Below are 24,222 nucleotides of genomic sequence, written 5' to 3' on the forward strand. Positions count from 1 at the left end.
GACCTGGGCGGCGGCATGACGAAGGCCCTCGTCCGATCCGTCGGACAAGGGCCCTCATCAGGGGTTGTGCGAGGTCAGCCGCCCAGCAGCACCCGCACCCGGTCCGCCCCCACCGCGAGCAGCAGTGTCGGCAGCCGGGGCCCGGTGTCCCGGCTCACCAGCAGCCGGTAGAGCACCGCGAAGAACGACCGCTGCGCGGCCTTCAGCTCCGGCGTCGGCTTCGCGTCGGGCTCCAGCCCCGCCAGGACCTTCGGCACGCCGTAGACGAGCGTCGTGAGCCCGTCCAGCGACCAGTGCGCGTCCAGGTCCGCCGCCAGCAGCCGCAGGCCGTCGCGCGTCTGCTCGTCCAGCGACTCCAGCAGCTCCCGGTCCGGCTCGTCGCGTACGACGGTGCGCGCCTCGGCCGGCACCTGGCTGGTGATCCAGTTCTCCGCCCGGTCCAGCCGGGGCCGCGCCTCGTCCAGCGAGGTCAGCGGGTTGGCCGGGGCCAGATCGCCGAGGATGCGCAGCGTCTGCTCCTCGGCACCCGCCGTGATGTCCACGACGGAGGCCAGCGTGCGGTACGGCAGCGGGTGCGGCGTACGCGGCAGCTCACCGGCGGCCGTGCGGGTGGCACGCGAGTACGCCGCCGCGTCGGCCGCCTGCGCCGAACCGTCGGCGATCTTGCGCTCCAGGGCGTCCCACTCGTCGTACAGCCGCTGGATCTCCTGGTCGAACGCGATCTTGAAGGACTGGTTCGGCCGGCGCCGCGCGTACAGCCAGCGCAGCAGCGGTGCCTCCATGATCCGCAGCGCGTCGGCCGGGATCGGCACACCTCCCTTGGAGGACGACATCTTCGCCATCCCGGAGATGCCCACGAACGCGTACATCGGGCCGATCGGCTGCACCCCGTCGAAGATCTCGCGCACGATCTGGCCGCCGACGACGAACGACGAGCCGGGCGACGAGTGGTCGACACCGGACGGCTCGAAGATCACGCCCTCGTACGCCCAGCGCATCGGCCAGTCGACCTTCCAGACCAGCTTGCCGCGGTCGAACTCGCTGAGCCGTACGGTCTCGCCGAAGCCGCACGCCTGGCAGACGTACGTCAGCTCGGTCGTCTCGTCGTCGTACGCCGTGACCGTGGTCAGGTCCTTGCCGCAGCCCTCGTCGCCGCAGTACGGCTTGTACGGGAAGTAGCCGGCCGAGCCGCCGCTGCCGTCGTCCTCGCCGGCGGCGCCCGATCCCTCGGCGGCCTCCAGCTCGGCCTCCTCGACCTTCTTCTGCTGCGGCTTCTTCCCGCCGGAACTCCCGGCCGACGTGTCCTTCGTGCGGTAGCGCCCGAGGATCGCGTCGATGTCACCCCGGTGCCGCATCGCGTGCAGGACCTGCGCGCGGTACGTGCCCGCCAGGTACTTCTCGGTCTGGCTGATCCCGTCGTACTCGACGCCCAGCTCCACCAGCGACGCGATCAGCTGCGCCTTGAAGTGCTCGGCCCAGTTCGGGTACGCGGACCCGGCCGGGGCGGGCACGGAGGTCAGCGGCTTGCCGATGTGCTCGCTCCACGACGCGTCGACGCCGGGGACCCCGGCCGGCACCTTGCGGTAACGGTCGTAGTCGTCCCAGGAGATGAGGTGCCTGACCTCGTACCCCCGCCTGCGGATCTCGTCGGCGACGAGGTGCGGCGTCATGACCTCGCGGAGGTTGCCCAGGTGGATCGGGCCGGAGGGCGAGATGCCGGACGCGACGACGACCGGTTTGCCAGGCGCACGCCGCTCCGACTCGGCGATGACATCGTCCGCGAAACGGGAGACCCAGTCGGTCTCGGTGCTCTGAGCCACGGTCGGCACGTCCTTCTTTCTGCTGCTGCTACGCCCTGCGGAATGCGCCCGTACGCCTGCGATACCGGCGACGGCCATTGTCCCAGGCCACTACGACAATGCGAAAACGACTTGTTGCCCCATGGAAGAATAGGTTCACGCACACCCCCTCCAACGGAACGGCTCCCCGCCCATGGCCCCGGTCACTTCCCTCGCCTCGACCGTCGATCAGCGCATCGCGGACGCCCTCTCGGCAGCCCTGCCGGAGGCCGGCCCCGCGGACCCCCTGCTGCGACGGAGCGACCGGGCGGATTTCCAGGCGAACGGGATGCTGGCCCTCGCCAAGAAGCTGAAGGGCAATCCGCGCGAGCTGGCGACGAAGGTCGTGGACGCGCTGGCGGGCGGCGGCCTCTTCAAGGAGGTCGAGGTCTCCGGCCCCGGCTTCCTGAACATCACCGTCACGGACCGGGCGATCATCGAGACGCTGGCCGCCCGCCTCGCGGACGACCGGCTCGGCGTCCCTTACGCCACGGACCCCGGCACGACGGTCATCGACTACGCGCAGCCGAACGTGGCCAAGGAGATGCACGTCGGTCATCTGCGGTCCGCCGTGATCGGCGCCGCGATGGTCGAGATCCTGGAGTTCACCGGCGAGAACGTGGTCCGGCGCCACCACATCGGCGACTGGGGCACGCAGTTCGGCATGCTCATCCAGTATCTGACCGAGCACCCGCACGAGTTGGACCACAACCGGGGCGGCGAGGTCTCCGGCGAGGAGGCCATGTCGAACCTCGACCGTGTCTACAAGACCTCCCGCGCGCTCTTCGACTCGGACGAGGAGTTCAAGGCGCGCGCCCGGGACCGGGTCGTGGCACTCCAGGCGGGCGACCCCGGGACCCGTGCCCACTGGCAGCGGTTCGTGGACGAGTCGAACATCTACTTCCACTCGGTGTTCGACCTGCTCGACATGGAGATCCGCGACGAGGACGTCGTCGGCGAGTCCGGCTACAACGACATGCTCGAAGAGACGTGCCGCATCCTTGAGGAGACGGGCGTCGCCGTCCGCTCCGACGGCGCGCTGTGCGTCTTCTTCGACGACGTGAAGGGCCCGGACGGCAATCCGACCCCGCTGATCGTCAAGAAGTCCAACGGCGGTTACGGGTACGCGGCCACCGACCTGTCCGCGATCCGCGACCGGGTCGGGAACCTGAAGGCGGACACCCTCCTGTACGTGGTGGACGCCCGCCAGTCGCTGCACTTCCGGATGGTCTTCGAGACCGCCCGCCGTGCGGGCTGGCTGAACGACCGGGTGAACGCCGTCCAGCTCGCCTTCGGCACCGTCCTCGGTAAGGACGGCAAGCCGTTCAAGACCCGTGAGGGTGAGACGGTGCGGCTGGTGGACCTGCTGGACGAGGCGGTCGAGCGCGCGTCGGCGGTGGTCCGGGAGAAGGCGAAGGACCTCACGGAGGACGAGATCGCCGAACGCGGCACACAGGTGGGCATCGGCGCGGTCAAGTACGCCGACCTGTCGACGTCCGCCGCGCGGGACTACAAGTTCGACCTGGACCAGATGGTGTCGCTGAACGGCGACACCAGCGTCTACATCCAGTACGCGTACGCCCGTACCCGGTCGATCTTCGGCAAGGCGGGCGACCGCACACCGGTCCCCCACCCCGAGCTCGAACTGGCCCCGGCGGAACGGGCCCTGGGCCTGCACCTGGACCAGTTCGGCGAGGTACTGACGGAGGCGGCGACGGCGTACGAACCGCACAAGCTGACCGCGTACCTGTACCAACTGTCGTCCCTCTTCACGACGTTCTACAGCGAATGCCCGGTGATCAAGCCGGCCCCGCCGCAGGAGGTCGCGGAGAACCGCCTCTTCCTCTGCGACCTGACGGCCCGCACCCTCCACCGGGGCATGGCACTGCTGGGCATCCGGACGCCCGAGCGGCTCTAGGGCCTGTCGGCTGGATCTTGCCGAGCATCACTCGAACGTGTCACTTTCCGAGGGCAGTTACTCTCCGCTACGCTTTGACTACGGCAAGTGGGCCGGTGTGGAGCGGTAGTGGAGAGGAACGGACATGAGCGGTGGCCACGGCGGCAAGCCCGACACGGCCGAGAGTGACGGGCACAAACCCGACCGGCCGATTCCCCCGCCCGATCCGAAGCGTCCGGAGACACCGAAGAGGTGAGCGGCGAAGGCTCTCCGGCCTGTCTCGCCCGGCAGTTGGCCGAGGCGGGCCGTCTCGGCGCCTCCTGGCGTGACACGTTCACCCGGGTCGACCGCGGGCTGTTCATTCCCGACCGGGTCTGGGTCCGTGGCGAGGGCGGCTACCACCCGGTCGACCGCGCCACCGAACCGGACCGTTGGCGCGCGCTCGTCCATGACGACCAGGCGCTGGTCACCCAGGTCGAGGACTACGAGGACAACAACGCCCACGACGACAGCGCGACGGCGACACCGACCGCGCTCGCGCTCGTCCCGTCCAGCTCCGCGAGCATGCCGCGCGTCGTGGCCCTCATGCTCGACCAACTCGCGGTGACCGACGGCATGACGGTCCTGGAGGCCGGCACCGGCACCGGTTACAACGCCGCGCTGCTCGCCGCCCGGCTGGGCGACCAGAACGTGGTGTCCGTCGAGATGGACCCCCGCCTCGCCGACACCGCCCGCGCCCGCCTGAAGGACGCCGGCCGCACCCCCACCGTCATCACCGGGGACGGCGACCGGGGCTGGCCGGCCCGCGCGCCGTACGACCGGGTCATCGCCACGTACGCGCTCCACACCGTGCCGTACGCCTTCGTGGAACAGACCACGCCCGGTGGGGTGATCGTGCTGCCGTGGGGCACCGGCCTCTACAACGGTGTCCTTCTGCGCCTCACCGTGGCCGACGACGGCACGGCGAGCGGCCCCGTCGTCGGCGACTGCGCCTTCATGTGGAACCGGCAGGAGGCCCCCGAGCGCGATGTGATGGCCACCGTCCGGGCCACGGACGCGAACGACGCCACGGCCGCCCGCACGCGCCTCGACCCCCGCGAGGTCTTCGGGGACGAGAACGCCGCGTTCAGCGCGGGCGTCCTCGTCCCCGAGTGCCGTTACGCCGTGGGCCACGGCCCGGACGGCGAGTTCACCGTCTGGCTGGCCGACCGCACCACCGGCTCCTGGGCCTCGGTCGACCACGTGCCGGGCGCCACCGGGTTCGACGTCCGGCAGCACGGCCCCCGCCGCCTCTGGGACGAGGTGGAGTCCGCGTACGCCCGGTGGCGGCGGGCCGGTTCACCGGACCGCGCCCGGTACGGACTCACCGTCACCCCCACCGGCCGGCGCCTCTGGCTGGACAGCCCGGAGACGCCCGCCCCGTAGTCACCGGGCGGCCACCCAGGCAGCTACTCCGCGCGCGCCAGCGGCCGGATGTCCGGGTACGTCGCCTCGTCCGGCAGGCGGTGGCCCAGAGCGGTCAGACGGGCGGCGACGTCCGACGGGCTGCGGCCCGTCAGGGTCGCGCTGCGCAGGACGTCCTCCAGGTGGACGTCGTCCTTGTACGAGCGGGTGAGTGTGGCCAGCAGACGGATGTCGGCCTCGTCGGCGGTCTCCGGCAGGATCGCGTTCTCGTGCAGCCAGTGGCCCAGTTCGGTCAGCCGCCCGGCGACGTACGCGGGGCTGCGCCCGGTGGCGAGGGACGCGCGCAGGATGTGCCGTACGCGCAGTCCGACGGAGTGGTTCTTGACCATCCAGGGCGCCCGGCCGTCGACGTTCTCACTGAGGAGGACGAGGTCGTCCGGCTCCGGCTCGTCGGGCACGTTCCCGTCCGGCGGCTGGCAGCCCAGTTCACGCAGCCGGGCGATGATGTCCGCGTGCGAGCGGCCCGTCTCACGGGCGACGGTCAGGATGTGCCCGACGGGCGGGGACCACCACCGGCCGTACCATCCGCCGCCGTTGGGGGTGGTGGAGGTGGCGTCCCGGTGTCCGAGGAGCTGCTCGTCGCCGGGGTCGGGGGTGTACGGCAGCCGCAGCCCGAGCGCGACCATCCGTGCGGCGGCGACGTACGGGCTGCACGACAGCTCCTGTGCCAGCTCCAGCACCTGACCGGCGGACACCTCGGCGCCCCAGTCGAAGTACTCGCCCCTGCGGTCGGCACGGACCAGGGTGATGTCACGGAGATGGGGGGACTCCGGCAGCGGCCCGGCGCCGGTCCCGACCCGGTAACCGAGGTCGGTCAGCCGCCGTGCGACATCGGCCGGGGCGCGGTTGGTCAGAGCCGCCGACTCGGCCACCTGCCGCAGGGACACGGTCGTGCCGAGGTCGATCGGCTGGGCGCCGAACCTCCTGTCCACACCGGTGATCAGCCGCACGTCGTCGGGCTCGACGGCGCCGGGGAACGGGCCTTCGGGGCGCTCGATGTCGGCGTACCCCAGTGCTTCCAGCCGTACGGCGACGGCGGCGGGGTCCCACTTCAGCGTGGCCGCGATGAGCAGCACGCGCCCGTACGGCACCTGCTCGGCGGGATCCTGCCAGGGGTATCGGCTGTTCAGATACTTGCTGGCGATCAGGACGTCGTCCGGGTCCGCGGACTCGGCGGCCTGCGGTACGGGTTCGCGGGACATGGTGGTACGGCCTTTCGACAGGGGTGCGGAAACGGGACGGTGCTCATTCGGACGCCGCGATGTACCGGCCGTCCTCGTCCCAGTCGTCCGGCTCGGCCTGGTGCCTCACGGTCAGATTCACCCGCACCCCCGCCGGCTCCAGGGCCGTCCAGAGCCGCAGCATCATGGCGTGGCTGAGGAAGTGGAAGGACAGGTCGAGTTCGTGGAGATGGGTGAGCGGCTGCCCCTGGAGGAGTGCCTCCGCCCCGTCGTCGGAGAGTGTGCCCATCGACAGGCTCAGTGAGGTGAGCTGCGGCACGACCGTCGCGGCGCCGAGCGCGACGGCCAACTCGTCCTGGATGAAGCTGTTCTGGAGGCCGAGATGGCGCAGCGCGGGCTTGCCCTCGCCCGCGAACAGCGGGGCGAGCTGCTCGACCGTGACGCCGCCGCCGTAGTTCTCGTCGCCGAGCCACAGCTCCAGCCGCTCCAGCGACGGCAGCCGGGCGGCGGCGATGTGTTCGGCCGCGTGCGGGGGCAGCCCGCCGGACTCGACGCGCAGGACGCGCAGTTCGTCGTGGCCGGAGACGGGGAAGTCGAGCCCCTCCCCGCCGCGTATCGCCAGTTCCTTGAGATGGGGGAAGGCGGCCAGGAGCGGGGCGAGGTCGCTCTGGTAGATCGTGGAGATCATCGCCTGCTCGTCCTCCAGATCACCGAGGAACAGCGCTTCGAGCGCGGTGAGCCGGGGCGCGAGTTGGATCAGTCCGTCGTCGGACATGCCGCCGTCGCCGTCGTACCAGGGCTGTCCGAAGATCATCGCCCGTACCTTCTCCATCTCCACCGACTCGGTGAAGCGCTTCCAGCAGACGTCCGCGTCCTCCTCGAAGTCGTACGGCTCCCGCTCGAAGCGCCAGGCGACGGCGTCGGCGGGGGGCAGGGCGGCGGGATCGGCGTACGGAGGGAAGTTGTACGCGGGCAGTCCGTGGAACTGCTCGACATGGTGCGCGTAGGACAAGTTCAGGCTCCTGGAATCAGGGTCCGCGGGTTGGTCCGCACCATCCTTACGTCTCGCGCCGCCCCGCACGGGCACTTTGCCGTCGCTGCCCAACGGCGTTGTCAGTGGCGGGCTTTAAGGTTTTCCGCATGGCGACGCTCCCCAATCCTCTGCCCGCTCTGGCCACCGACCCCTCGGGCCGGGAGGCCGGTCTCGACCTGCCGCCCGGCAGGCTGGTCGACGAGACGATCGACGGGACCTGGCACGAACCACTGCTCTGGTACGCGGACGAACCGGCGGCCCCCGGGGCGTGGGCCGGGATGCTGTCGGCCCGCAGGACCGCCGGGCTGCATCCGCTGCTGGTCCACGGCGGGCACCGCAAGGAGTGGCCCGAGTCGTGGGACCTGAGCCCGGAGTCGGTGTCGTATCCGGGTGACCACGACGCGGAGGACGTCCTCGCGGAGATGTGGGAGGGCCTGGAGGACGACGAGTGGCCGGGGCCGGCGGCGGCTCCGGCGGGGTCGTCGGCCGACCCGGACAAGGAGGCGGCCGAGGTCGCCTCGATCCTCACCGACGAGGGCAGTTGGATGCACGGCGCCCGTCTGGCCCTGGTCCCGGCCCGCCGCAGCGCGGACATCCCGGCGGCGATCGGCTGGACGGGCCCGGTCAATCACGAGGACGACGTGGCACGGCTGTCGGCGGTGCTGCGGTCGTGGGAGGACCGGTTCGGCATACGGGTGGTGGGCCTCACCTTCGACCAGCTGGTGGTCTCGGTGGCCGCCCCGCCGACGACCCAGGAGGAGGCGGAGGCGCTCGCGGCGGAGCACTTCGCGTTCTGCCCGGACAACATCCAGCAGGGCCGCCACACGACCCTGTCGGCCTACGCGGCCCACCAGGTGCTGGGGCAGCCGGCGTGGACGTTCTGGTGGGATTGATCCTCCCCGACAGGCCAACAATCAAGTTCCTTGAAGATCGACTTAACTAAATCAAGGTGAGCTGGTTGACGCTTTGAAAAACTCAATATACAAATGAATAGTGAGCGTGGCACCTAGGGCGTGGCACCTAGGGCGTGGCACCGAGAGCGGGGGAGCCGAGGGTGGACTGGCAGGAACTGACGGACCTGACGCGCGGCCAGCCGTTCGTGGTCGAGCGGGTCCGCCTCGCCGGCAGCGGCGTCGCGATCGAGGGGCAGTTCGAGCCGCCGCAGCTGGCTCAACTCGACATCGAGGACCAGGTGTTCGTCGCCGCGTTCGTACGGTCGCACGGGTCGATCAAGGAGATGGAGCGGATCTTCGGGGTCAGCTACCCGACGATCAAGTCCCGGCTGAAACGGATCGCCGAGCACCTCGACTTCGTGGACAGCGACCCGGCGCCCACCGGCGCCTCTGACGTCGTCGACCGTCTGCGACGGGGAGAGATCACCGCCCAGGAGGCGCTGGCCGAGCTGGAGGGACCTCGATGATCCCCCAGCTGGTGACGGTGCGCTACCGCCGTTCCGACGGCCGCCGTCGGCGCCTGTACGTCCCCGTCCTGCCGGTGCTGCTGATGCTGTCACCGCTGCTGTTGCTCGCCGTGCCGGGCGGGCTGATCGCCTGCCTCGCCACCAGGGTGAGCCCGGTGGGCGCGTTGGGCGCGCTGCGCGGCGTCGGCCGGCTGGTGTGGGCGCTGCCCGGTACCCGATTCGAGATCGCGGAGGGCCGGACCGCCTTCCTGGTCAGCGTCAGATGAGCCAGAGAGGAAGAAGCTCCGTGAACGAGCAACGCCGCCAGATCCTGGAGATGCTGGCCGGGGGCAAGATCACCGCCGACGAGGCCGAGCGGCTGATCACCGCCCTCGAACGAGACCGGCCCGACTCGTCGCCGGGCACCCCGTCCGGACCGAAGTCCCGCCCCAAGTACCTGCGCGTGGTGGTCGAATCGACGGACGGCTCCGCCGACGGCGAGGACGGGGCGAGCCGGGTCAACATCCGGGTTCCGCTGCAACTGCTGCGCGCCGGGGTCCGGCTCGCGAGTCTTCTCCCGCCGCAGGCGCTCGCCCGGGTCAACACGGAACTGAGCAAGTCAGGGGTGCCGATCGACCTCACCGAGCTCAAGCCGCAGCACCTTGAGGATCTTGTCGAGCAACTCGACGACGTCATCGTCGACGTCAACGACCCCGACTCCAAGGTGCAGATCTTCTGCGAGTGACACCACCGCGGCGCGGGCCCTTTGGTCGTCACGTCACAACTTAGCCTTCCACAAGATGAGTTGAGCGACTTTGCACCAGCTGAGGCAGACGCGAAACGCTTCAGTCCGGCGCGGCGCATAGGGTGGCCGTCTCAAGTGGCGGTCGATGAGGGGGAACGGATGGCGGGCGCACGTGAACTGCCCCCGGACGACGTGCTGGTGAGCCGGCTGCGCGAGGGTCACGAGGAGACGTTCGCCTTGGTGCTGGACAGCTGGTCCGGCGGCATGATGCGCCTCGCGATGTCGTTCGTGTCGACCAAGGCGTCCGCCGAGGAGACCGTCCAGGACACCTGGCTGGCCGTCATCAAGGGCATCGGGGGCTTCGAGGGCCGGTCGTCGCTGAAGACCTGGGTCTACCGGATACTCGTCAACACGGCCAAGGCGCGCGGTACGAAGGAGAGCAGGACCGTTCCCCTCGGCAGTCTCCTCACGGAGGAGGAGGGCCCGACGGTCGACCCCTCGCGTTTCCGTGGTGCGGGTGAGCCGTACGCCGGGCACTGGGCCGTCGGTCAGGAGCCGCAGCCCTGGCACCTTCCCGAGGAGCAGGTACTGCGCGGCGAGGTACGCGGGGTGATCGCGGAGGCGATCGACGAGCTGCCGCCCCGTCTGCGCGCCGTGCTCGTGCTGCGCGATGTCGCGGGGTACGGCTCGGCCGAGGTGTGTTCCCTGCTGGCGGTCTCGGCCGGGAACCAGCGCGTTCTGCTGCACCGGGCCAGGGCACTGCTGCGTGGCAAACTGGAGACGTATCTGACCGGTGCCCATGAGGCTGTGGCCGGAAGGGAGCTGGCGTGAACTGCGACGAGTTCGTGGAACTGGTGACCGACTTCCTTGAGGGCGCCCTCTCCGAGGAGGACGAGCAGCGGTTCGTCGGCCACCTGGCCGAGTGTGCCAAGTGCGAGAGGTATCTGGATCAGTTCCGTCAGACCATCGCCGCGACCGGTGAACTGACCCCTGACGGGATCTCGTCCGACGCCAGGGGCCTGCTGCTCAACGCGTTCCGGGACTGGAGCCGACCGTAGGCCGAGCTTACGGGCGCGGCCTGCTGGAGACAGCCGGCCCCGTCGCGGAGGCCCCGGCGCGTCCTCACGCCCCGGGGCCGGCTCACGGACGTGTCAGGCGGGGCGATCCAGTTCGGCCGCGCCGAAGGACACGCTGAAGCGTTCGCACCAGATCGTCACGGTGGAGAACTCGCCGAGGTCCGTTCCCGCCGGGATGGCGTAGTTCTGGTTTCCCTCGTTGCCCTTCAGGGAGCCGAGGTCGATGTGCTCACCGTCGTCCAGGTTGCCGCCCCCGTCACGCTCGACCGGCTGGTCGCTGAGCCAGACCCGCAACGCCGGGCCGTCGGAGGTACGCAGGTCCGTCAGGCGCAGCGTCGTCGTCCCGTCACCGGGTTCGAGCACGGACACCGAACCGCTCGTCTCGTGCTCGTGCGAGAGGAACATGCCGGTCAACGGCTGTTCGGCGGCGGTCGAGGGGGACTGCCCCGGGGCTGACGCCGCAGGCTGCGCGGTGGCGGTCGGCGGCTTCTCGTCCACCCGGACGGTGGTGAACAGGCGCCACGGCTGGAAGAGGTAGAGCCCGACAGCCACGGCCACGGCGACCAGTGCGGTGGTGATCCGGAGCAGGGGACGGTGGCGCCTGGTTCGGCACATGGGGGTTTCCGTTTCGGTTCGGTGGTGGTCGCGGTGACCTGGCGTCGCGTTCACACCGGACTCAGAGTCGGAAAGGCGCCGAACGTTACAGACAACCGCCCGGACGATCACGGAACGGACGACCACAGCACGGACGCCGGGGAGCCGGCCGTCGCGGAACCGACCGTCGTCGAGCCGGCTTGTAACGTTCCGCGGCCTCGGCTCACTGAGTAGGCACGGGCCACGACGAACGACGGCCGGACCGGTCCCCCGGCTGCGGGCACCGAGCACCAGTTCGGCTACGTGGCCCCGGAGTTCAGGAATCCCGGAACTCCGTCACGCCAGCGATGAGAGGCAGACCATGAACAGCACCGCCGCCGGGACCGTCCCCACCTGCGCGTACCCGGACTGCGACAACCCGGCCGAGCCGGGTACCGAGGGGGCGGCGCACCGCTACTGCGGGCACCCCGACCACAACGCGCTCGGCGCCTTCCGGAAGTTCCGCGCCAAGCGGCAGCAGCGCAAGGAGGACAAGCGCGCCGCCGCCGAGGCGAAGAACGCCGCGAAGTCGGCCGGGACGCACGCCGCCGAGCCCTCCCGGCCCGCTACCGCTCCGGGCCACACCCACGGGTGCCCGGAGGTGACGCCCCGGCCTGACGGGGAATCCCTGGCCGAGGGACCCTCCGAACCGGCGTACGCCGCAGCCCAGGTCCCGGGCCGGGGCCCGAACCAGGCCCCGGGCGTGGGGGAAAGCGCGACCGGCGCTTCGACGGGGTCGATGACTGCCGCGCCGACGGCCAACGGCTCCGGAGACGCGGACCGTGCCGCTCAGTCGCGTGACGCACTGGTCGCGCTCATCAAGCAGCTCTCCGCCGACCTGCCCACCTACATCGAGGAGTTGGCGATCATCACCGACTCCGCGGCGGCCGAGGCGAGGATCGACAGCGTCACCCGCGCGTCCGTACAGCGCATCCTGGCCGCCGAGGAACGGGCCACGCTCGCCGAGGAGGCGGCCGAGATGGCTGTCGACGCGCTCGACACGGCGGAGCGGAAGTTCGCGGAGGAGACCCTCACGATCCGCGAGGACACGGCCCGCCAGGTGGCCGACGCCGAGTTCGTCCGGGCCGAACTGGAGCGTTGCCGTGAACGGGTCGCCACCCTGGAGATCAGGCTCGACGCTGTTCGCGACGAGGCCGACGACCTCCGCCGCGCGAGGGCGTCCCACTCCCCCGCGGACGCCACCGCCGCCGCCCCCGAACAGCACACGCAGGTCACCGATCCCCGCTGAGCCTGCTCCATGTCCCCCAGGACCTGACGGGTCACGGCACCGCCGGGAAGGCCGACGCCGAATTCGTCCGGGACGGGACGGTCACCTCTCACGCCCGGCGGTCGACAACCGACCGGCCCCGCCGGGCCTCGCCTCCACGCCGGTACGCGCTCGCCACCCGGCGCGTCGGCGGCACACGAGGTCAGCGGTACACGAGCAGGAAGTCGCACGTGCTCGTGCCGTCGTGGAGTGAGGGGTCGCTGTTCAGAACGTAGAACGTCCCGGCGAACCCGGCCGCCGTCATCTTCGGGACCACGATCAGCGTTTGATTCGCCATGGCGAGCCCGTTCGGCACCACCACGTACCGGGACAGCAGAGTGAAGAGGTTCTGCCCGAGGTTGGGGAGCCTCAGGGCCCGGTACGTGCGGTCCCCCGCGCCCGGGGGGCCGGAGACGGCCACCTGGTACTGGGAGGCGGCCCATTGCGAGGGCTGGGTCGCCATACGGCCCGTCATTTCCAGCTCTTGCAGACGCCGCTGTGTGCTCGGCCGGACACCGGCCATATGAATGTGCAGCTGGTCGAAACGCCGGGCGATCTGCGAGTTGATCCCCAATCCGATATTGGGGTACTGAACAGGAACACTCCCCCCGCTTCGTGCATTTTCCCACGCGTCGTTCCAGTAGTTCGCCGCCGCCGAGGTCGTGATGAAAGGGCATTCGATGCCCTTGATCCGGCAACTCGGCAGCAGAAGATAATTTTGCTGGTTCTGCGGGCTGCCGTGCAGCACCACATAATTCGGGGTGACGTGAAGGCAGTTGGGGCCCGGGGTCCCCTGCGTGCAGGACTGGACGTCCCGCCACAGCGGATCGGTGTCGGTCGGGCTGCCGCAGAGGGCTTGGAGCTGGGCGGGCGGGCAGGGGTTCGCGCCCCCGGGCGGGGGCGGCGTGGGGCACGAGCCGGTCAACGGCTCGCCGTACACCGGGTCGGCCGTCGCCGCCGCGCTCCCGGCCGCGCCCGCGCCGGCCAGGAGCCCGGCGGCACCAATGGTGCCGGAGAGCGTGACGAATTGACGCCGGGAAACCCCGTGCGAATCCTTGTGGTCATTCATGCGTGATCTCCGATGGTGAAAATCCCGTTCGGCATTCGACCCTCGCCGATTCGCCCACAGGGTAAATGCTCACGGGCACGTTTCCCATCAACCGAATGGGTGGGCGCGGCCCCCGTCAGATCACGAACTCGCACCACACAATCTTGCCGGGGCTGCGTTCCGCCACCCCCCACTTGTCGGCGAGCGCCGCGACGAGCATCAGGCCCCGGCCCGACTCGCCGCACGGCTCGCGGACGTCGGGCCGGCCGTCGCCGCTGTCGTGCACCTCGACCCGGAACACCCCGTCCGGGAGCAACCGCAGCCGCAGCCGGTAGCCCCGGCCCGGCGGGACCCCGTGGATGAGGGCGTTGGTCGCCAGCTCGCTCACGCACAGCAAAACGTCGTCCAGCCGGGTCCCGAGGGCCCAGTCGATCACCGCCTCACGTACGAACTGCCTGGCGGCGGGCACGGATCGGCGCTCACGGCGGTAGAAGCACTCGCGTGTCGCGGGGGATGGTTTCGTCTCATTCACAGGGCGAGTGTCACTGCCCGTGATTACGCTGGTGCAGTGCGCGAGCCCGTACAAAGATTTCGTACGGGCGGTAGAGGCGTGACGTACGAACGGGGACGGGGAGTTGAACGGGCATGCACAACAAAAAGCGACTGCGGAAGAACGCCTCGGCGATGAAGCTCGTGGGCTCACTGGTGTCCCTCTTCCGGCAGGTGGCGGGCCTGACGCAGCGCCAACTCGCCGAGATCGCCTGTGTACACGAGGAGACGATCGCGTCGGTGGAGCAGGGCCGTCGGCTGCTGAAGCCCGACCTGGCGGAGCTGCTGGATCAAGTGCTGGACACAAAAGGGGCGTTGATGACGGCGCTTGAGCACATGCCGGAGGTGGACCTGTATCCGGCGTGGGCCGAGCAGTTCATCGACACGGAGGCGGAGGCCATCGCCATCTCCTGGTACGAGAACCAGGTGGTGCCCGGTCTGCTCCAGACCGAGAGCTACGCGCGAGCCGTGTTCCGCAACAGGGTGCCCGCCTTCACCGCGGACGAGATCATCAGGCGTACCACCGCGCGTATCGAGCGCCAGAGTATCTTCGCGCGCGAGGAGCCGCCGACGTGCAGCTTCGTGATCAGTGAAGCCGTACTCCACGACCGGCTGGGCGACGAGGAGACCTACCGGGAACAGCTCCGCCATCTCCGGGAGAGCGCCGACCTCCCGTGGCTGACCCTCCAGATCATGCCGTTCGGCCGGAACACCCACGCGGGACTCAACGGACCGTTCGTCCTGATGGAGACACCCGAGCATCAGCACGTCGCCTACATCGAGAATCAGCGGGGCAGCCTCTTTGTCGAGGACCCGGATGAGGTCAGCATCCTGGCTCGCAAATATGCGATGCTGCGGACGCAGGCCCTCAACCCTGAACATACGAAGGGCCTGTTGGACCGGCTGCTAGGAGAGTAATGAGCACCCCACGTCAGTGGTTCAAGTCCAGCTACAGCGGCACCGAGGGCGGCAACTGCCTCGAAGTCGCCTATGAGTGGCGCAAGTCGAGCTACAGCGGCGACGAGGGCGGCGCCTGCGTCGAGGTCGGCTACCACTGGTCCAAGTCCAGCTACAGCAGCGAGGAAGGCGGCGACTGCGTCGAGGTCGCCGCGCACCCCGCCGCCGTGCACGTCCGGGACTCCAAGGTCTCCGACGGGCCGGTGCTCACCGTCGCCCCCACCGCCTGGGCGGCCTTCACCTCGGACGTCGTCCGCTGAACCTGACCGTCGTGCACACTGCGCCGGTGAGGTGAAAACCACCCCGACACACGCTGTCAGCCGTGACTTTTCCGGTCGGTCTGCGCAATAGACAGACCGGACCAAGAGTCGTACGACGAGCAGACGGGCTTCCACCACATGAGAGTCATTCGCGCCCTGACCACCCTGAGCGCGGCGGCGCTGGCCGCTGTGTTTCCCGCCAGTGGCGCCGCCGCTGACGAGACCCACACGAACTCGCACAACGGCGGCTTCACCGTGCTCTCGATCGGCCAGATCGACGACCCCGCCGAGGACGTGCTGGAGCACGCCACGATCTTCGGCGAGACCAACATGATCGAGGGCGCCGAGCCCCCGGAGGCCCCCGAACCGGCCGAAGCCCCGGAGGCTCCGGACGCACCGGACACACCCGACGCACCCGATGCCCCCGAACCGGCCGAAGCCCCGGAGGCTCCGGACGCACCGGACACACCTGAGGCGCCGGAGACTCCCGAGGCCCCGGACACCGCCTAGGACTTCTCCACCTGGTCGTAGAAGTCGAGAACGCGGGGAAGTACGACGTCCGGGGCTTCGAGGATGGGGCTGTGACCGATCTTCTCCAGGCGCCACAGGGTGGCGTTCGGCAGGTGCTCGGCCATTTCGTCCTGCCACGGGACGGGACGCGGTTTGTCCTCCTCGCCGGACACGATGAAGACCGGCGCGCTGATCCGCGGCAGCAGGTGCACGGCGGTGCCGCGCTCGATGACACCCGCCATCGCGGGGCGCAGGGTCCTGGGTACTTCGGCGATCCGCGACTCCCACAGCGCGACGATGTCCCGTTTGGCTGGGTCGTCGCGCGTGGTGGCGCCGAACATGATCTCCATGGTCTCCTGGAGCACGTCACCGACGAAGCCCTGGCGGCCGACCTTGTCGACCCACTCGCGGAAGACGACGAGTTGACCGGCGGGCTCGGAACAGGCAGACGAGCCGAGGGCGACCATCGACCTGATCAGTCCGGGCCGGGCCGCGGCCACCCGGAAGCCCACGTCACCGCCCATGGACTGGGCGAGCAGGTGCACCTGCTCCAGGCCCAGGGCTTCCGCCAGCGCGATGACGTCGGCGGTGACGGTGTCCAGATGGATGAAGTCGCCCTCGGCCGCGGCGCTCCCGCCCTGACCGCGGAAGTCCGGGCGGATCACCCGGTAGCTACCGGCGGCGGCGTCCTTGAAGCCCTCGAACATGCGGCCGTCGAGGAACAGCGAGTGGAGGGCCAGGACGACGGGAAGGTTCTCCTCGCCGGTGTCACGGACCAAGAGCTCCGTTCCGTTGACCTTGATCCGCTTCTCGGTTTCGGTGCTGCTCATGGGATGCCTCTCGCAACGGTGGGACGGGAAACGGGTGCGTACGCCTGGGGCCGTCAGCGCCGGGCCGAGTCGAGCAGCATGCGCCGGCTGGTGCTGCTCAAGGCGGTGGCGGCGACCAGGATTCCGCCCTGGAAGAGGAACTGGACGTAGGACTCGGCGCCCAGCAGGGACAGGCCGTTGAAGGTGACGGTGACGATGAGCACGCCCACGAGCGTGCCCACGATGTGGAATTCACCGTCCCTGACCACGGACGCGCCCAGGAACACCGCCGCGAACGCGTTCAGCAGATAGCCGTCACCGGCCGTCACCTGCCCGCTGCCGATGCGCGCCGACAGCAGGACGCCCGCCAGGCCCGCGCACAGTCCGCAGATCACAAAGGCGATCACGGTGATGCGGGCCACCCGTACGCCGGCCATGCGGGCGGCCACCTGGTTGGTGCCCACCGCCCGCATGTGGTGCCCCAGCAGCGTGAAGTTCAGCGCGACCCACAGACCGCCGAGCACGGCCGCGGCGAGGATGACGGGCGCGGGGACGCCCAGCACCGAGCCGCGCGCGATCTCCGTGAAGGGTCCGGAATCGAGAGTGATGGGTGTGCCGCTGGAATACGCGTAGTTGAGGCCCAGCAGCATGGTGCTGGTGCCCAGGGTGGCGACGATCGGGTCGATGCGCAGCTGCGCGACGAGCAGCCCGTTGACCAGCCCGATGATTCCGGCCGCCGCGAGGGCGAGCAGGATGGCGGCGAACCAGGGCAGTCCGCCGCGCTCCAGGAAGCCGACCGCCAGGATGCCGGAGAGACTGACCACGGCCGCGAAGCTGAGGTCGAACTTGCCCGCCACCAGCGGCAGGGTGAGGCCGCCGGCGACGACGGCCAGGGTGGCGCTCTGGTTGAGGATGTTCAGCAGGTTCTGACCGGTCAGGAACGTCGGACCGGCGGCGGTGAAGCCGATCAGGAGCAGGACGAGGACGCCGGGGGTTCCGTACCTGCCCGTCAGAACCAGAACGCGCTGTGCGCCGCCCCGTGCGGCGGCCCCCTGGGCGGCCGGCGACTTCGCCGCTTGTTCGATGGTGCCTTCCATGGCGGGGTTCTCCAGTTTCTCGGTTCGCCCGGTTTCCCGGCTTTCTCGGTCGCGTTCTCGGTTCTCCGGGTTTCCCGGCTTTCTCGGTCGCGCGGCGTGGCTCACGCGTAGCAGAGGCGCAGCATGTTCCGGACGGTGATCTCGTCCGACGTCAGCTCGCCGACGATGTGGCCCTCGGCCATGACGAGGACGCGGTCGCACTCGAGAAGTTCTTCGAACTCCGAGGAGATGACGAGGACGGCGGAACCGGACTCGTTCGCCGCGCGGATCCGTGCGTAGATGTCGGCGCGCGCGCCCACGTCCACGCCGCGGGTGGGTTCGTCCAGGATCAGGATCTTCGGATCGGTGGCCAGCCAGCGGCCCATGACGACCTTCTGCTGGTTGCCCCCGCTGAGGCCGACGACCGGTCGGCGGGCATCGGCCGTCTTGATGCCGAGGGCGCGGCAGGTGGCGTTCGCGGCGGCCCGGGACGCGCGGGGGCGGATGAACGGCAGCCACCGGCCGAGGCGGCGGCGGTGCCATGTCGTGATGTGGAGGTTCTCCTCGACCGAATGTGTGAGGAAGAGTGCCTCGGACCGCCGTTCCTCGGGGACGTACGCGACACCCCGCTCAATGGCGTGCGCGATGGTGCGCGGCCGGTACGGCTCGCCGTCCAGCACCATGGTGCCGCTGTCGGGGCGATCCGCGCCGAAGATCAGCCGGGCCAGCTCCGTACGTCCGGAGCCGACGAGGCCGGCGATACCGAGGGCCTCGCCCCGGTGAAGCGTGAGGGACACGTCGCGGACGGTCCGTCCACGGCCGATGCCCCGCAGGCTCAGGGCGGCTTCGGCGCGCTCCGCCGGCTCGAAGGCCGTGACACCGGCACCGGGCGTGACGTCGTGGCCGACGATGGCACGGACGAGTGCTTCGCGGGTGATCTCCGCCCGGGGCAGCGACAGGGAGACCGATCCGTCCTTGAAGGCGGTGACCCGGTCGCACACCTCCGTCACCTCGTCGAGCCGGTGGCTGATGAACACCACGGCCACACCGGAGGCGGCCAGTTCACGGGTGACCCCGAGGAGCTTGGCCGCCTCCTCGGCGTCCAGGGAGGCGGTCGGCTCGTCCATGGCGATGAGGGCCCGGTCCTCGACCAGGGCTCGCGCGATGGTGACGAGCCATTGCTGATGCACCGTCAGTCCGGCGACGGGGACGTCGAGCGGGAAGTCGATCCCGACCCGGCGGGCGGCCCGGAGCACCGCGCCGGGGACACCCCCGAATCGCCGAGGGCTCAGCATCGAGCCCTTGTGGCTGCCGAGCATGATGTTCTGCGACCCGGTGAAGGACGTCACCAGGTTCAGCTCCTGGTGGATGAAGGCCAGTCCGAGGCCGGCCGCGTCGGCCGGACCGTGGAGCTGGGTGACCGCGCCGTCGACCAGGACGTCGCCCGCGTCGGGCTGCTCCAGACCGGCCAGGCAGCGGATCAGCGTGGACTTGCCGGCGCCGTTGGCTCCGACGAGCCCGTGGATCTCGCCGCGCCGGAAGGAGACGTCGACGCCGCGCAGGGCGCGGATGGCACCGTACGCCTTCGTGAGTCCCCGCACCCGGACCAGGGGGTCCGTCCGGCCGCCCGGTGCCGGCTCCCCGGCGCCGGGCGGCGTCAGGGCCTGAGCCGCCGTCGGTGGCATCGGTGGCGGAGCCGGCGTCGGTGACGCTGTCATGGCTACTTCCTCAACTCGGGGTGTTCGGCCAGGAAGTCGTCCACGTTGGACTTGTCGACGATCTTGTAGTCGCCGTCGATCTCGACCGGCTCGAAGTCGTCGGGGGCGGCCCAGAACTTCTCCAGCAGCTCGGCTATCTCGCGCCCCTGGGACGGTCCGTCGATCCACTCGGTCGCGGTCAGCTTCCCGGCCTTGACCAGGGACAGGGCCTCGGCGGTGCCGTTGAGGCCGTATGCCTTGACGTCGGTGCGGCCGAGCTGCTGAAGGGCTGCGGCGGCGCCCGTCGCCGGGTCGTCGAAACAGGCCCACACGGCGAGCTTGCCGCCCTTGGGGTGGGCCTGGGCCCACGCCTGCGTCGCCTTGTCCGCCGACTCGACCTGGCCGGGGATGGTGATCTGCTGGGCGTCGACCGTGATGTCCGTCTTCGCGACCGCCTCCTCCAGTGCCTTCTCACGGCGCTGGCAGGGCAGTCCGGGACGGTAGCCGAGCGCCAGCAGCGCGCCCTCGCCCCCGAGGTCGTCCACCACCCGCTGTGCCATCGGCCCGCCGATGGACACGTCCGCGGCGATGGGCACGCCCGTGCCGAGGCCGCCTCCCCAGTTGGCGACGGGGATGCCCGCGGACCGCGCCGAGGCGACGCCCGACGCGAGGGCCTCGGTGGGGAACACGGAGATGGCGATGGCGTCGACGCCCTTGGTGGCCAGGTTGGTCAGCGCGGTGTTGGCGGCGTCGACGCTGCCATTGGCGTCCACCTCCGTCACCTTCCAGCCCTTGCTCTTGCCGGCGGCGGCGATGGCGTCGAGAGCGCTGTTGGCATAGACGTCCGACCCGGAGAACCGGATCAGTCCGACGGTCTTGGCGTCTCCCCCGGCGCCGCCGGCCGGCTCGGCACCACAGCCGGCGAGGGCAGCGGTCAGGGTGGACATCGCGAGGGTCATGGCGACAGTTGTGCGGCGTTTCACGGCGCGCTCCTTCGGAGAAGCGGCGGAGTCCGCCGATGCGAGGGCATGGGCGGGACTGCGCGGCCTGAGGGTGTGGGTCCGGGGCGACAGCCCGGGTGGGGTGCGTTCTCGTCGCCGTGGTGGGCCGGGTGGGGCATGAGCCACGACGCGGGTGACGGGGATCTTCCGCCGAGCGGGGCATCCATCAAATGGATCCATCAGTGAAGAACCCTTTGGCATTCCCGAGATTCCACCTTGAATCACCCCACGTCAATCGCCAGCATGGAACAATATCGGTCACGATTCGGCAACGTGATCAACTTTATGGATCCATATTGGCCATGGACGTGATGGGCGCCCCGGGTCGCGGGACGGCTTGTCAAGGCAGGGGAAAAGGGGCGGTCGTCCGCACCGCGGCCCGCCTGGAAGTGGACGGGGACAGGTGGACGAAGCTCGCCCGGACGTCGACGGGGACAGGCGAACGAAGCTCGCCCGGCAGTGGACGAACGCAGGTGAACGAAGCCGTGCGAAAGCGGGGTGCGCCGGCTGATGGTGCCGTTGTCCGGCTGCGCGGCCACCGGGCCGCTCAGCTGTTTCTACTCGGCTTCTACTCGGCGAACAGTTCCGGATGGCGGGAGAGCGCGAGCCGCGTACGGCGGATATGCCCCGCCAGGAAGCGTTCGGCGTCGACCGGATCGCCTCGTTTGATCGCCTCTATGATCAGCCGATGCTCGAAATTGATCAGCTCGCGCCCGGTCGGATCAATGAGATGGGCGTACGCGCGCCGGTAATGCTGGGTCGTATTCCAGAAACGCCGCACCATCGTGCGGAGCTGTTCATCGACGCAGCCCGAGTACGTGATCAGGTGAAGCTCTCTGTCGAGACTGAGGAAAAGGTCGACATCGTCGTTCGCCTCGATCTCACGCTGGATTTCGTCCAGCCTTGTGAAGTCGTCCGACGTGAGATTCGGGATCGACTCGCTGAGAGTCAGCGGCTCCACCCGCTCCCTCAGCTTGTACGTCGCCTGGCATTCGGCAAGGTCCATCTGGGAGACCCACGCCCCGCTGTTCGCCTTGAGGACGATCAGACCCTCGGACTCCAGGATCCGCAGGGCCTCGCGGACCGGCAGCCGGCTGGAGCCGAAGGACGCCGCGACTTCCTCCTGCATGATCCTCGCGCCGGGGCGCAGTTTCCCCAGGAGAATCTGCTTGCGCAGCGTGTCGGCGACCCGCTGACTGGCGACCGAGGACGAACCGTCGATGCCTGGCATGGTCTCCCTAACGTGGCGGCTCATCTGGCACTTCAGGTTGCCACAGTCTCACCCCTCGGCCCCCGCGCCCGTCCGGCTGACCGAGCGCCCTCTCGTACGCCTTGCCGCGCGGGAAGGAGACGAGTTCGAGCTGCATGCCCCACGGGGTGAGGAAGTACACCCAGCGCTGCCCCTCGCTCGGGCCGGTGCTGTCGGTGGGCTTCCCCAGGACCGTCACCCGGTGCGCCCGCAGATGGGCGACGGCCGCGTCCAGGTCCTGGACGTAGAAGGCCAGATGGTGGCCGCCGATGTCGCTGTTGCGCGGCGGGACGGGGTGCTGGTCGGGGGACTCGTACTGGAACACCTCGAAGTTGGGGCCGTTGGCGCAGCGGAAGAAGGCCAGGCCGTGCACCACCGCCCTCGGGTGGACGTTGAGATGGTCGGCCATCCAGGTGCCGTCGGACCGGAACGGCCCCAGCGTGTAGACGGGTTCGCAGCCGATGACCTCGGTGAAGAACGCGGTCGCCGCCTTGAGATCGGGCACCGTGAAGCCGATGTGCTCGACGCCCGCCAGTCCCGGCAGGCCGCGCCGCCCTGCCGGAGTCACCCCCGCCCCCGGGGCGGTGCTTCGGAGGGCCTGCGGCGCTCGGGCACTTCGATGGCCTCGACGAGCAGACCGACGCTGTCCTGGGTGTCGAAGTACGCGAACCCGCCGTCACCGTCCTGCCCGTATCCGCCGCCCGACTGGAGCAGACCGACACCGCTCGCCCGCATCTCGCGGACGGCCGTTTCCGCGGACGGAACCCGGAAGCCCAGGTGGTGCAGGCCGTAGCCGTGCTCCGCGATCCACTCCGTGTAGATGCTCGGCCCTGCCAGCGACTCGATGAGTTCCACCTGCGGGGCGTCCCCGGTGAGCGCGACCCGCATCCGGAACGTGCCCGGCTCGCCGCGGTAGGTCAGCCGGGGAACGGTCTCGGGGCCGTAGGTGTAGACGAGCCAGTCGTCGGCTCCCAGCAGTGCCGACCAGGTGGCGATGCCCGCCGCCAGGTCGGGTACGAGGATGCCGATCTGGGCCACCGGCAGTCCCGCCAGCGGCGCGGGCAGCGTGCCGGGACGCGGGAGGCCGGCCGAGAGGCCGCTCATCACAGGGTCTCCTTGACGAAGTCGCGCACGGCCCGGTTGAACTCGACGGGGTTCTCGATCATCGGGTAGTGGCCGGTGCCCTCCAGGACCGCGATGCGGCTGCCGGGGATACGGCCGGAGACCTGCTCGACCATGTCCTGCGGGACCAGCCAGTCGGCGTCACCGCGCAGCAGGAGCACCGGGCTCTGGATACGGCCGACCTGATCGCGGCGGTCGAAGCCCGCGTAGCCGGTGAGGTCGGCGGCGATCACCTCCGGGCAGACCCGGCGCAACTGCCACACGACCTCGCGCGCCCGGTCGGGCGGCGTACGGTGGCCGGTCATGGAGCGGGACCAGCCCTCCAGGATCTGCGCGCCGTTCAGCAGCAGCATCTCCAGCAGCGTGTCGCTGACGGTCGGCGTGTGGTCGGAGCCCTCCGCCGAGATGACGGCGCGGTAGAAGCCGGGCCGCCGGGCCGCCAGTTCGAGGACCATGTTGCCGCCCATCGAGCAGCCGACGACGACCGGGTTCTCCAGGCCGAGGGAGTCGATGAACGCCTCGTTGAAGTCCGCGTGGTCGCTGATGTCGCGGAAGGCGCCGCCGGCCGGTTCGAGGGTCTTGCCGTGGCCGGGGGCGTCGAGGGAGATGACGCGGAACTCGTCGGACAGCTGCTCCACGACATGGCGGTACATCAGGGTGTCCTGGCCCGCCGCGTGGACGCAGACGATCGGGATCCCCTCGCCGGCCTCCTCGTAGTACGTCCGCAGTCCGCCGACCTCGATGTAGCGGCCGGTGACCGCGGTGTGGCGGCCGGTCTCGGGGGCGGGCGAGTAGGGGCCGGGCGCGGCCGGGGGTCTGCCCGCCGTGGACAGCGCGCCGAGCAGCCGCCACATCGCCTTGACGTTGCGCATGGCGGCGATGCCGTCGCCCTCCACCGTGATGCGGCCGAGTCCGGGCGACGTGCCCTCGAACCAGTCGGTCCGCCCGTCGATCACCCGGCGCCATTCCGCGTCCGGGGCGACGACGGTGATGTCGGCTCCCTGCGGGTGGGTGCCCCGCCGCACCGATACGGCATGCCCGTCACGCGTGTCCACGGTCCACGAGGCGCGGTCGCCACGGAGCTCGATGCGTGCGGAGAAGTACTTGGCCGCCTCCGTCCACTGGGCGTCCGCGTTGAGTTCGGCCCGTACCGCTTCCCACCAGGTGTCCTGTTCGAACTCCTGGAGGTCGCTGGGGTCGTTCGGTGTCATCGACATGACCATCCTCCAATGGATCCATGATTGCTCAACGCCGACCATCACGCTCTTAACGTGCCTAGTCAATGCCCCGACCTGCAATCCTTAAGTAACATATTGGTAACTTAAGCTTGATTATGGATCCATTGAGCGCGACTGTGAGACATCGCAAGAGCTTGGGTGTTCGAGCCCAGCCGAGCCATGTGCTCATGTCC

The 24,222-nt window shown here is 69.9% G+C and carries 26 protein-coding genes; 12 read left to right on the plus strand and 14 right to left on the minus strand.

The features are described from left to right. Positions 1 to 74: 74 nt before the first annotated feature. The gene (lysS, locus tag OG875_RS12410) at positions 75 to 1,829 is read right to left on the minus strand and encodes a lysine--tRNA ligase (RefSeq protein WP_330174270.1); all 1,755 of its coding nucleotides are present in this window, start codon (positions 1,827 to 1,829) and stop codon (positions 75 to 77) included. Positions 1,830 to 1,992: 163 nt separating this feature from the next. Between lysS and argS the strand changes: the two genes are divergently transcribed. Then, positions 1,993 to 3,756 (plus strand): arginine--tRNA ligase, encoded by a 1,764-nt coding sequence (gene argS / locus OG875_RS12415; protein ID WP_330174271.1) that lies wholly within the window; start codon positions 1,993 to 1,995, stop codon positions 3,754 to 3,756. Between the two features lie 231 nt (positions 3,757 to 3,987). Continuing rightward, positions 3,988 to 5,160: a methyltransferase domain-containing protein gene (locus OG875_RS12420; protein ID WP_330174272.1), complete on the plus strand. Its 1,173-nt coding sequence runs from the start codon at positions 3,988 to 3,990 to the stop codon at positions 5,158 to 5,160. 23 nt (positions 5,161 to 5,183) lie between these two features. Here OG875_RS12420 and OG875_RS12425 read toward each other — a convergent pair whose 3' ends face one another. Beyond that, on the minus strand, positions 5,184 to 6,401 hold the full coding sequence (locus OG875_RS12425) for a wHTH domain-containing protein (RefSeq protein WP_330174273.1): 1,218 nt from the start codon (positions 6,399 to 6,401) through the stop codon (positions 5,184 to 5,186). Between the two features lie 43 nt (positions 6,402 to 6,444). Then, positions 6,445 to 7,392 (minus strand): STM4015 family protein, encoded by a 948-nt coding sequence (locus OG875_RS12430; protein ID WP_330174274.1) that lies wholly within the window; start codon positions 7,390 to 7,392, stop codon positions 6,445 to 6,447. Between the two features lie 128 nt (positions 7,393 to 7,520). Between OG875_RS12430 and OG875_RS12435 the strand changes: the two genes are divergently transcribed. The 6 genes from OG875_RS12435 to OG875_RS12460 all read left to right on the plus strand — a co-directional run bounded on the left by OG875_RS12435 (position 7,521) and on the right by OG875_RS12460 (position 10,615). Beyond that, the gene (locus tag OG875_RS12435) at positions 7,521 to 8,306 is read left to right on the plus strand and encodes a DUF4253 domain-containing protein (protein ID WP_330174275.1); all 786 of its coding nucleotides are present in this window, start codon (positions 7,521 to 7,523) and stop codon (positions 8,304 to 8,306) included. 161 nt (positions 8,307 to 8,467) lie between these two features. Beyond that, positions 8,468 to 8,833, plus strand: a complete 366-nt coding sequence (locus OG875_RS12440; protein WP_330174276.1) for a DUF2089 domain-containing protein — start codon at positions 8,468 to 8,470, stop codon at positions 8,831 to 8,833. Beyond that, entirely contained in the window at positions 8,830 to 9,099 is a 270-nt protein-coding gene (locus OG875_RS12445; RefSeq protein WP_330174277.1) for a hypothetical protein, read from the plus strand. The genes OG875_RS12440 and OG875_RS12445 overlap by 4 nt, the downstream gene beginning before the upstream one ends. Before the next feature lie 20 nt (positions 9,100 to 9,119). After that, on the plus strand, positions 9,120 to 9,557 hold the full coding sequence (locus OG875_RS12450) for an SHOCT-like domain-containing protein (RefSeq protein ID WP_330174278.1): 438 nt from the start codon (positions 9,120 to 9,122) through the stop codon (positions 9,555 to 9,557). Positions 9,558 to 9,716: 159 nt separating this feature from the next. Next, entirely contained in the window at positions 9,717 to 10,388 is a 672-nt protein-coding gene (locus OG875_RS12455) for an RNA polymerase sigma factor (RefSeq protein ID WP_330174279.1), read from the plus strand. Next, positions 10,385 to 10,615: an anti-sigma factor family protein gene (locus OG875_RS12460; RefSeq protein WP_330174280.1), complete on the plus strand. Its 231-nt coding sequence runs from the start codon at positions 10,385 to 10,387 to the stop codon at positions 10,613 to 10,615. Before OG875_RS12455 ends, OG875_RS12460 begins: the two co-directional genes overlap by 4 nt. A gap of 93 nt (positions 10,616 to 10,708) precedes the next feature. Here the strand turns inward: OG875_RS12460 and OG875_RS12465 are convergent, their stop codons facing one another. Next, on the minus strand, positions 10,709 to 11,248 hold the full coding sequence (locus OG875_RS12465) for a DM13 domain-containing protein (RefSeq protein WP_330174281.1): 540 nt from the start codon (positions 11,246 to 11,248) through the stop codon (positions 10,709 to 10,711). Between the two features lie 340 nt (positions 11,249 to 11,588). Here OG875_RS12465 and OG875_RS12470 point away from each other — a divergent pair, with 340 nt between their 5' ends. Next, entirely contained in the window at positions 11,589 to 12,515 is a 927-nt protein-coding gene (locus OG875_RS12470) for a hypothetical protein (protein ID WP_330174282.1), read from the plus strand. Positions 12,516 to 12,696: 181 nt separating this feature from the next. On the opposite strand, the gene OG875_RS12475 is transcribed toward OG875_RS12470, so the two are convergent. Further along, on the minus strand, positions 12,697 to 13,602 hold the full coding sequence (locus OG875_RS12475) for a CDP-diacylglycerol diphosphatase (RefSeq protein ID WP_330174283.1): 906 nt from the start codon (positions 13,600 to 13,602) through the stop codon (positions 12,697 to 12,699). A gap of 115 nt (positions 13,603 to 13,717) precedes the next feature. After that, complete coding sequence (locus OG875_RS12480) at positions 13,718 to 14,113, minus strand: ATP-binding protein (protein WP_330174284.1); 396 nt, start codon at positions 14,111 to 14,113, stop codon at positions 13,718 to 13,720. Between the two features lie 113 nt (positions 14,114 to 14,226). Between OG875_RS12480 and OG875_RS12485 the strand changes: the two genes are divergently transcribed. The 3 genes from OG875_RS12485 to OG875_RS12495 all read left to right on the plus strand — a co-directional run bounded on the left by OG875_RS12485 (position 14,227) and on the right by OG875_RS12495 (position 15,857). Then, positions 14,227 to 15,048: a helix-turn-helix domain-containing protein gene (locus OG875_RS12485; RefSeq protein WP_330174285.1), complete on the plus strand. Its 822-nt coding sequence runs from the start codon at positions 14,227 to 14,229 to the stop codon at positions 15,046 to 15,048. After that, the gene (locus OG875_RS12490; RefSeq protein ID WP_330174286.1) at positions 15,048 to 15,347 is read left to right on the plus strand and encodes a DUF397 domain-containing protein; all 300 of its coding nucleotides are present in this window, start codon (positions 15,048 to 15,050) and stop codon (positions 15,345 to 15,347) included. The genes OG875_RS12485 and OG875_RS12490 overlap by 1 nt, the downstream gene beginning before the upstream one ends. A 138-nt stretch (positions 15,348 to 15,485) precedes the next feature. Continuing rightward, the gene (locus OG875_RS12495) at positions 15,486 to 15,857 is read left to right on the plus strand and encodes a hypothetical protein (protein ID WP_330174287.1); all 372 of its coding nucleotides are present in this window, start codon (positions 15,486 to 15,488) and stop codon (positions 15,855 to 15,857) included. Here the strand turns inward: OG875_RS12495 and OG875_RS12500 are convergent. The 8 genes from OG875_RS12500 to OG875_RS12535 all read right to left on the minus strand — a co-directional run bounded on the left by OG875_RS12500 (position 15,854) and on the right by OG875_RS12535 (position 24,028). Then, positions 15,854 to 16,687, minus strand: coding sequence for an alpha/beta fold hydrolase (locus OG875_RS12500; RefSeq protein WP_330174288.1), 834 nt, complete (start codon positions 16,685 to 16,687; stop codon positions 15,854 to 15,856). The genes OG875_RS12495 and OG875_RS12500 overlap by 4 nt on opposite strands. A 53-nt stretch (positions 16,688 to 16,740) precedes the next feature. Continuing rightward, complete coding sequence (locus tag OG875_RS12505; RefSeq protein ID WP_330174289.1) at positions 16,741 to 17,763, minus strand: ABC transporter permease; 1,023 nt, start codon at positions 17,761 to 17,763, stop codon at positions 16,741 to 16,743. A 101-nt stretch (positions 17,764 to 17,864) separates the two neighbouring features. Then, the gene (locus OG875_RS12510) at positions 17,865 to 19,460 is read right to left on the minus strand and encodes a sugar ABC transporter ATP-binding protein (RefSeq protein ID WP_330174290.1); all 1,596 of its coding nucleotides are present in this window, start codon (positions 19,458 to 19,460) and stop codon (positions 17,865 to 17,867) included. 2 nt (positions 19,461 to 19,462) lie between these two features. Next, the gene (locus OG875_RS12515; RefSeq protein WP_330174291.1) at positions 19,463 to 20,422 is read right to left on the minus strand and encodes a sugar ABC transporter substrate-binding protein; all 960 of its coding nucleotides are present in this window, start codon (positions 20,420 to 20,422) and stop codon (positions 19,463 to 19,465) included. Between the two features lie 586 nt (positions 20,423 to 21,008). After that, positions 21,009 to 21,671: a GntR family transcriptional regulator gene (locus tag OG875_RS12520; protein WP_330174292.1), complete on the minus strand. Its 663-nt coding sequence runs from the start codon at positions 21,669 to 21,671 to the stop codon at positions 21,009 to 21,011. Positions 21,672 to 21,678: 7 nt separating this feature from the next. Beyond that, entirely contained in the window at positions 21,679 to 22,257 is a 579-nt protein-coding gene (locus tag OG875_RS12525) for a VOC family protein (protein WP_330174293.1), read from the minus strand. Further along, positions 22,254 to 22,793 (minus strand): VOC family protein, encoded by a 540-nt coding sequence (locus OG875_RS12530; RefSeq protein ID WP_330174294.1) that lies wholly within the window; start codon positions 22,791 to 22,793, stop codon positions 22,254 to 22,256. Before OG875_RS12530 ends, OG875_RS12525 begins: the two co-directional genes overlap by 4 nt. Beyond that, positions 22,793 to 24,028, minus strand: a complete 1,236-nt coding sequence (locus OG875_RS12535; RefSeq protein ID WP_330174295.1) for an alpha/beta fold hydrolase — start codon at positions 24,026 to 24,028, stop codon at positions 22,793 to 22,795. The genes OG875_RS12530 and OG875_RS12535 overlap by 1 nt, the downstream gene beginning before the upstream one ends. Positions 24,029 to 24,222: the final 194 nt, after the last annotated feature.

It is taken from the genome of Streptomyces sp. NBC_01498 (assembly GCF_036327775.1).
In the GTDB taxonomy this organism is placed as follows: domain Bacteria; phylum Actinomycetota; class Actinomycetes; order Streptomycetales; family Streptomycetaceae; genus Streptomyces.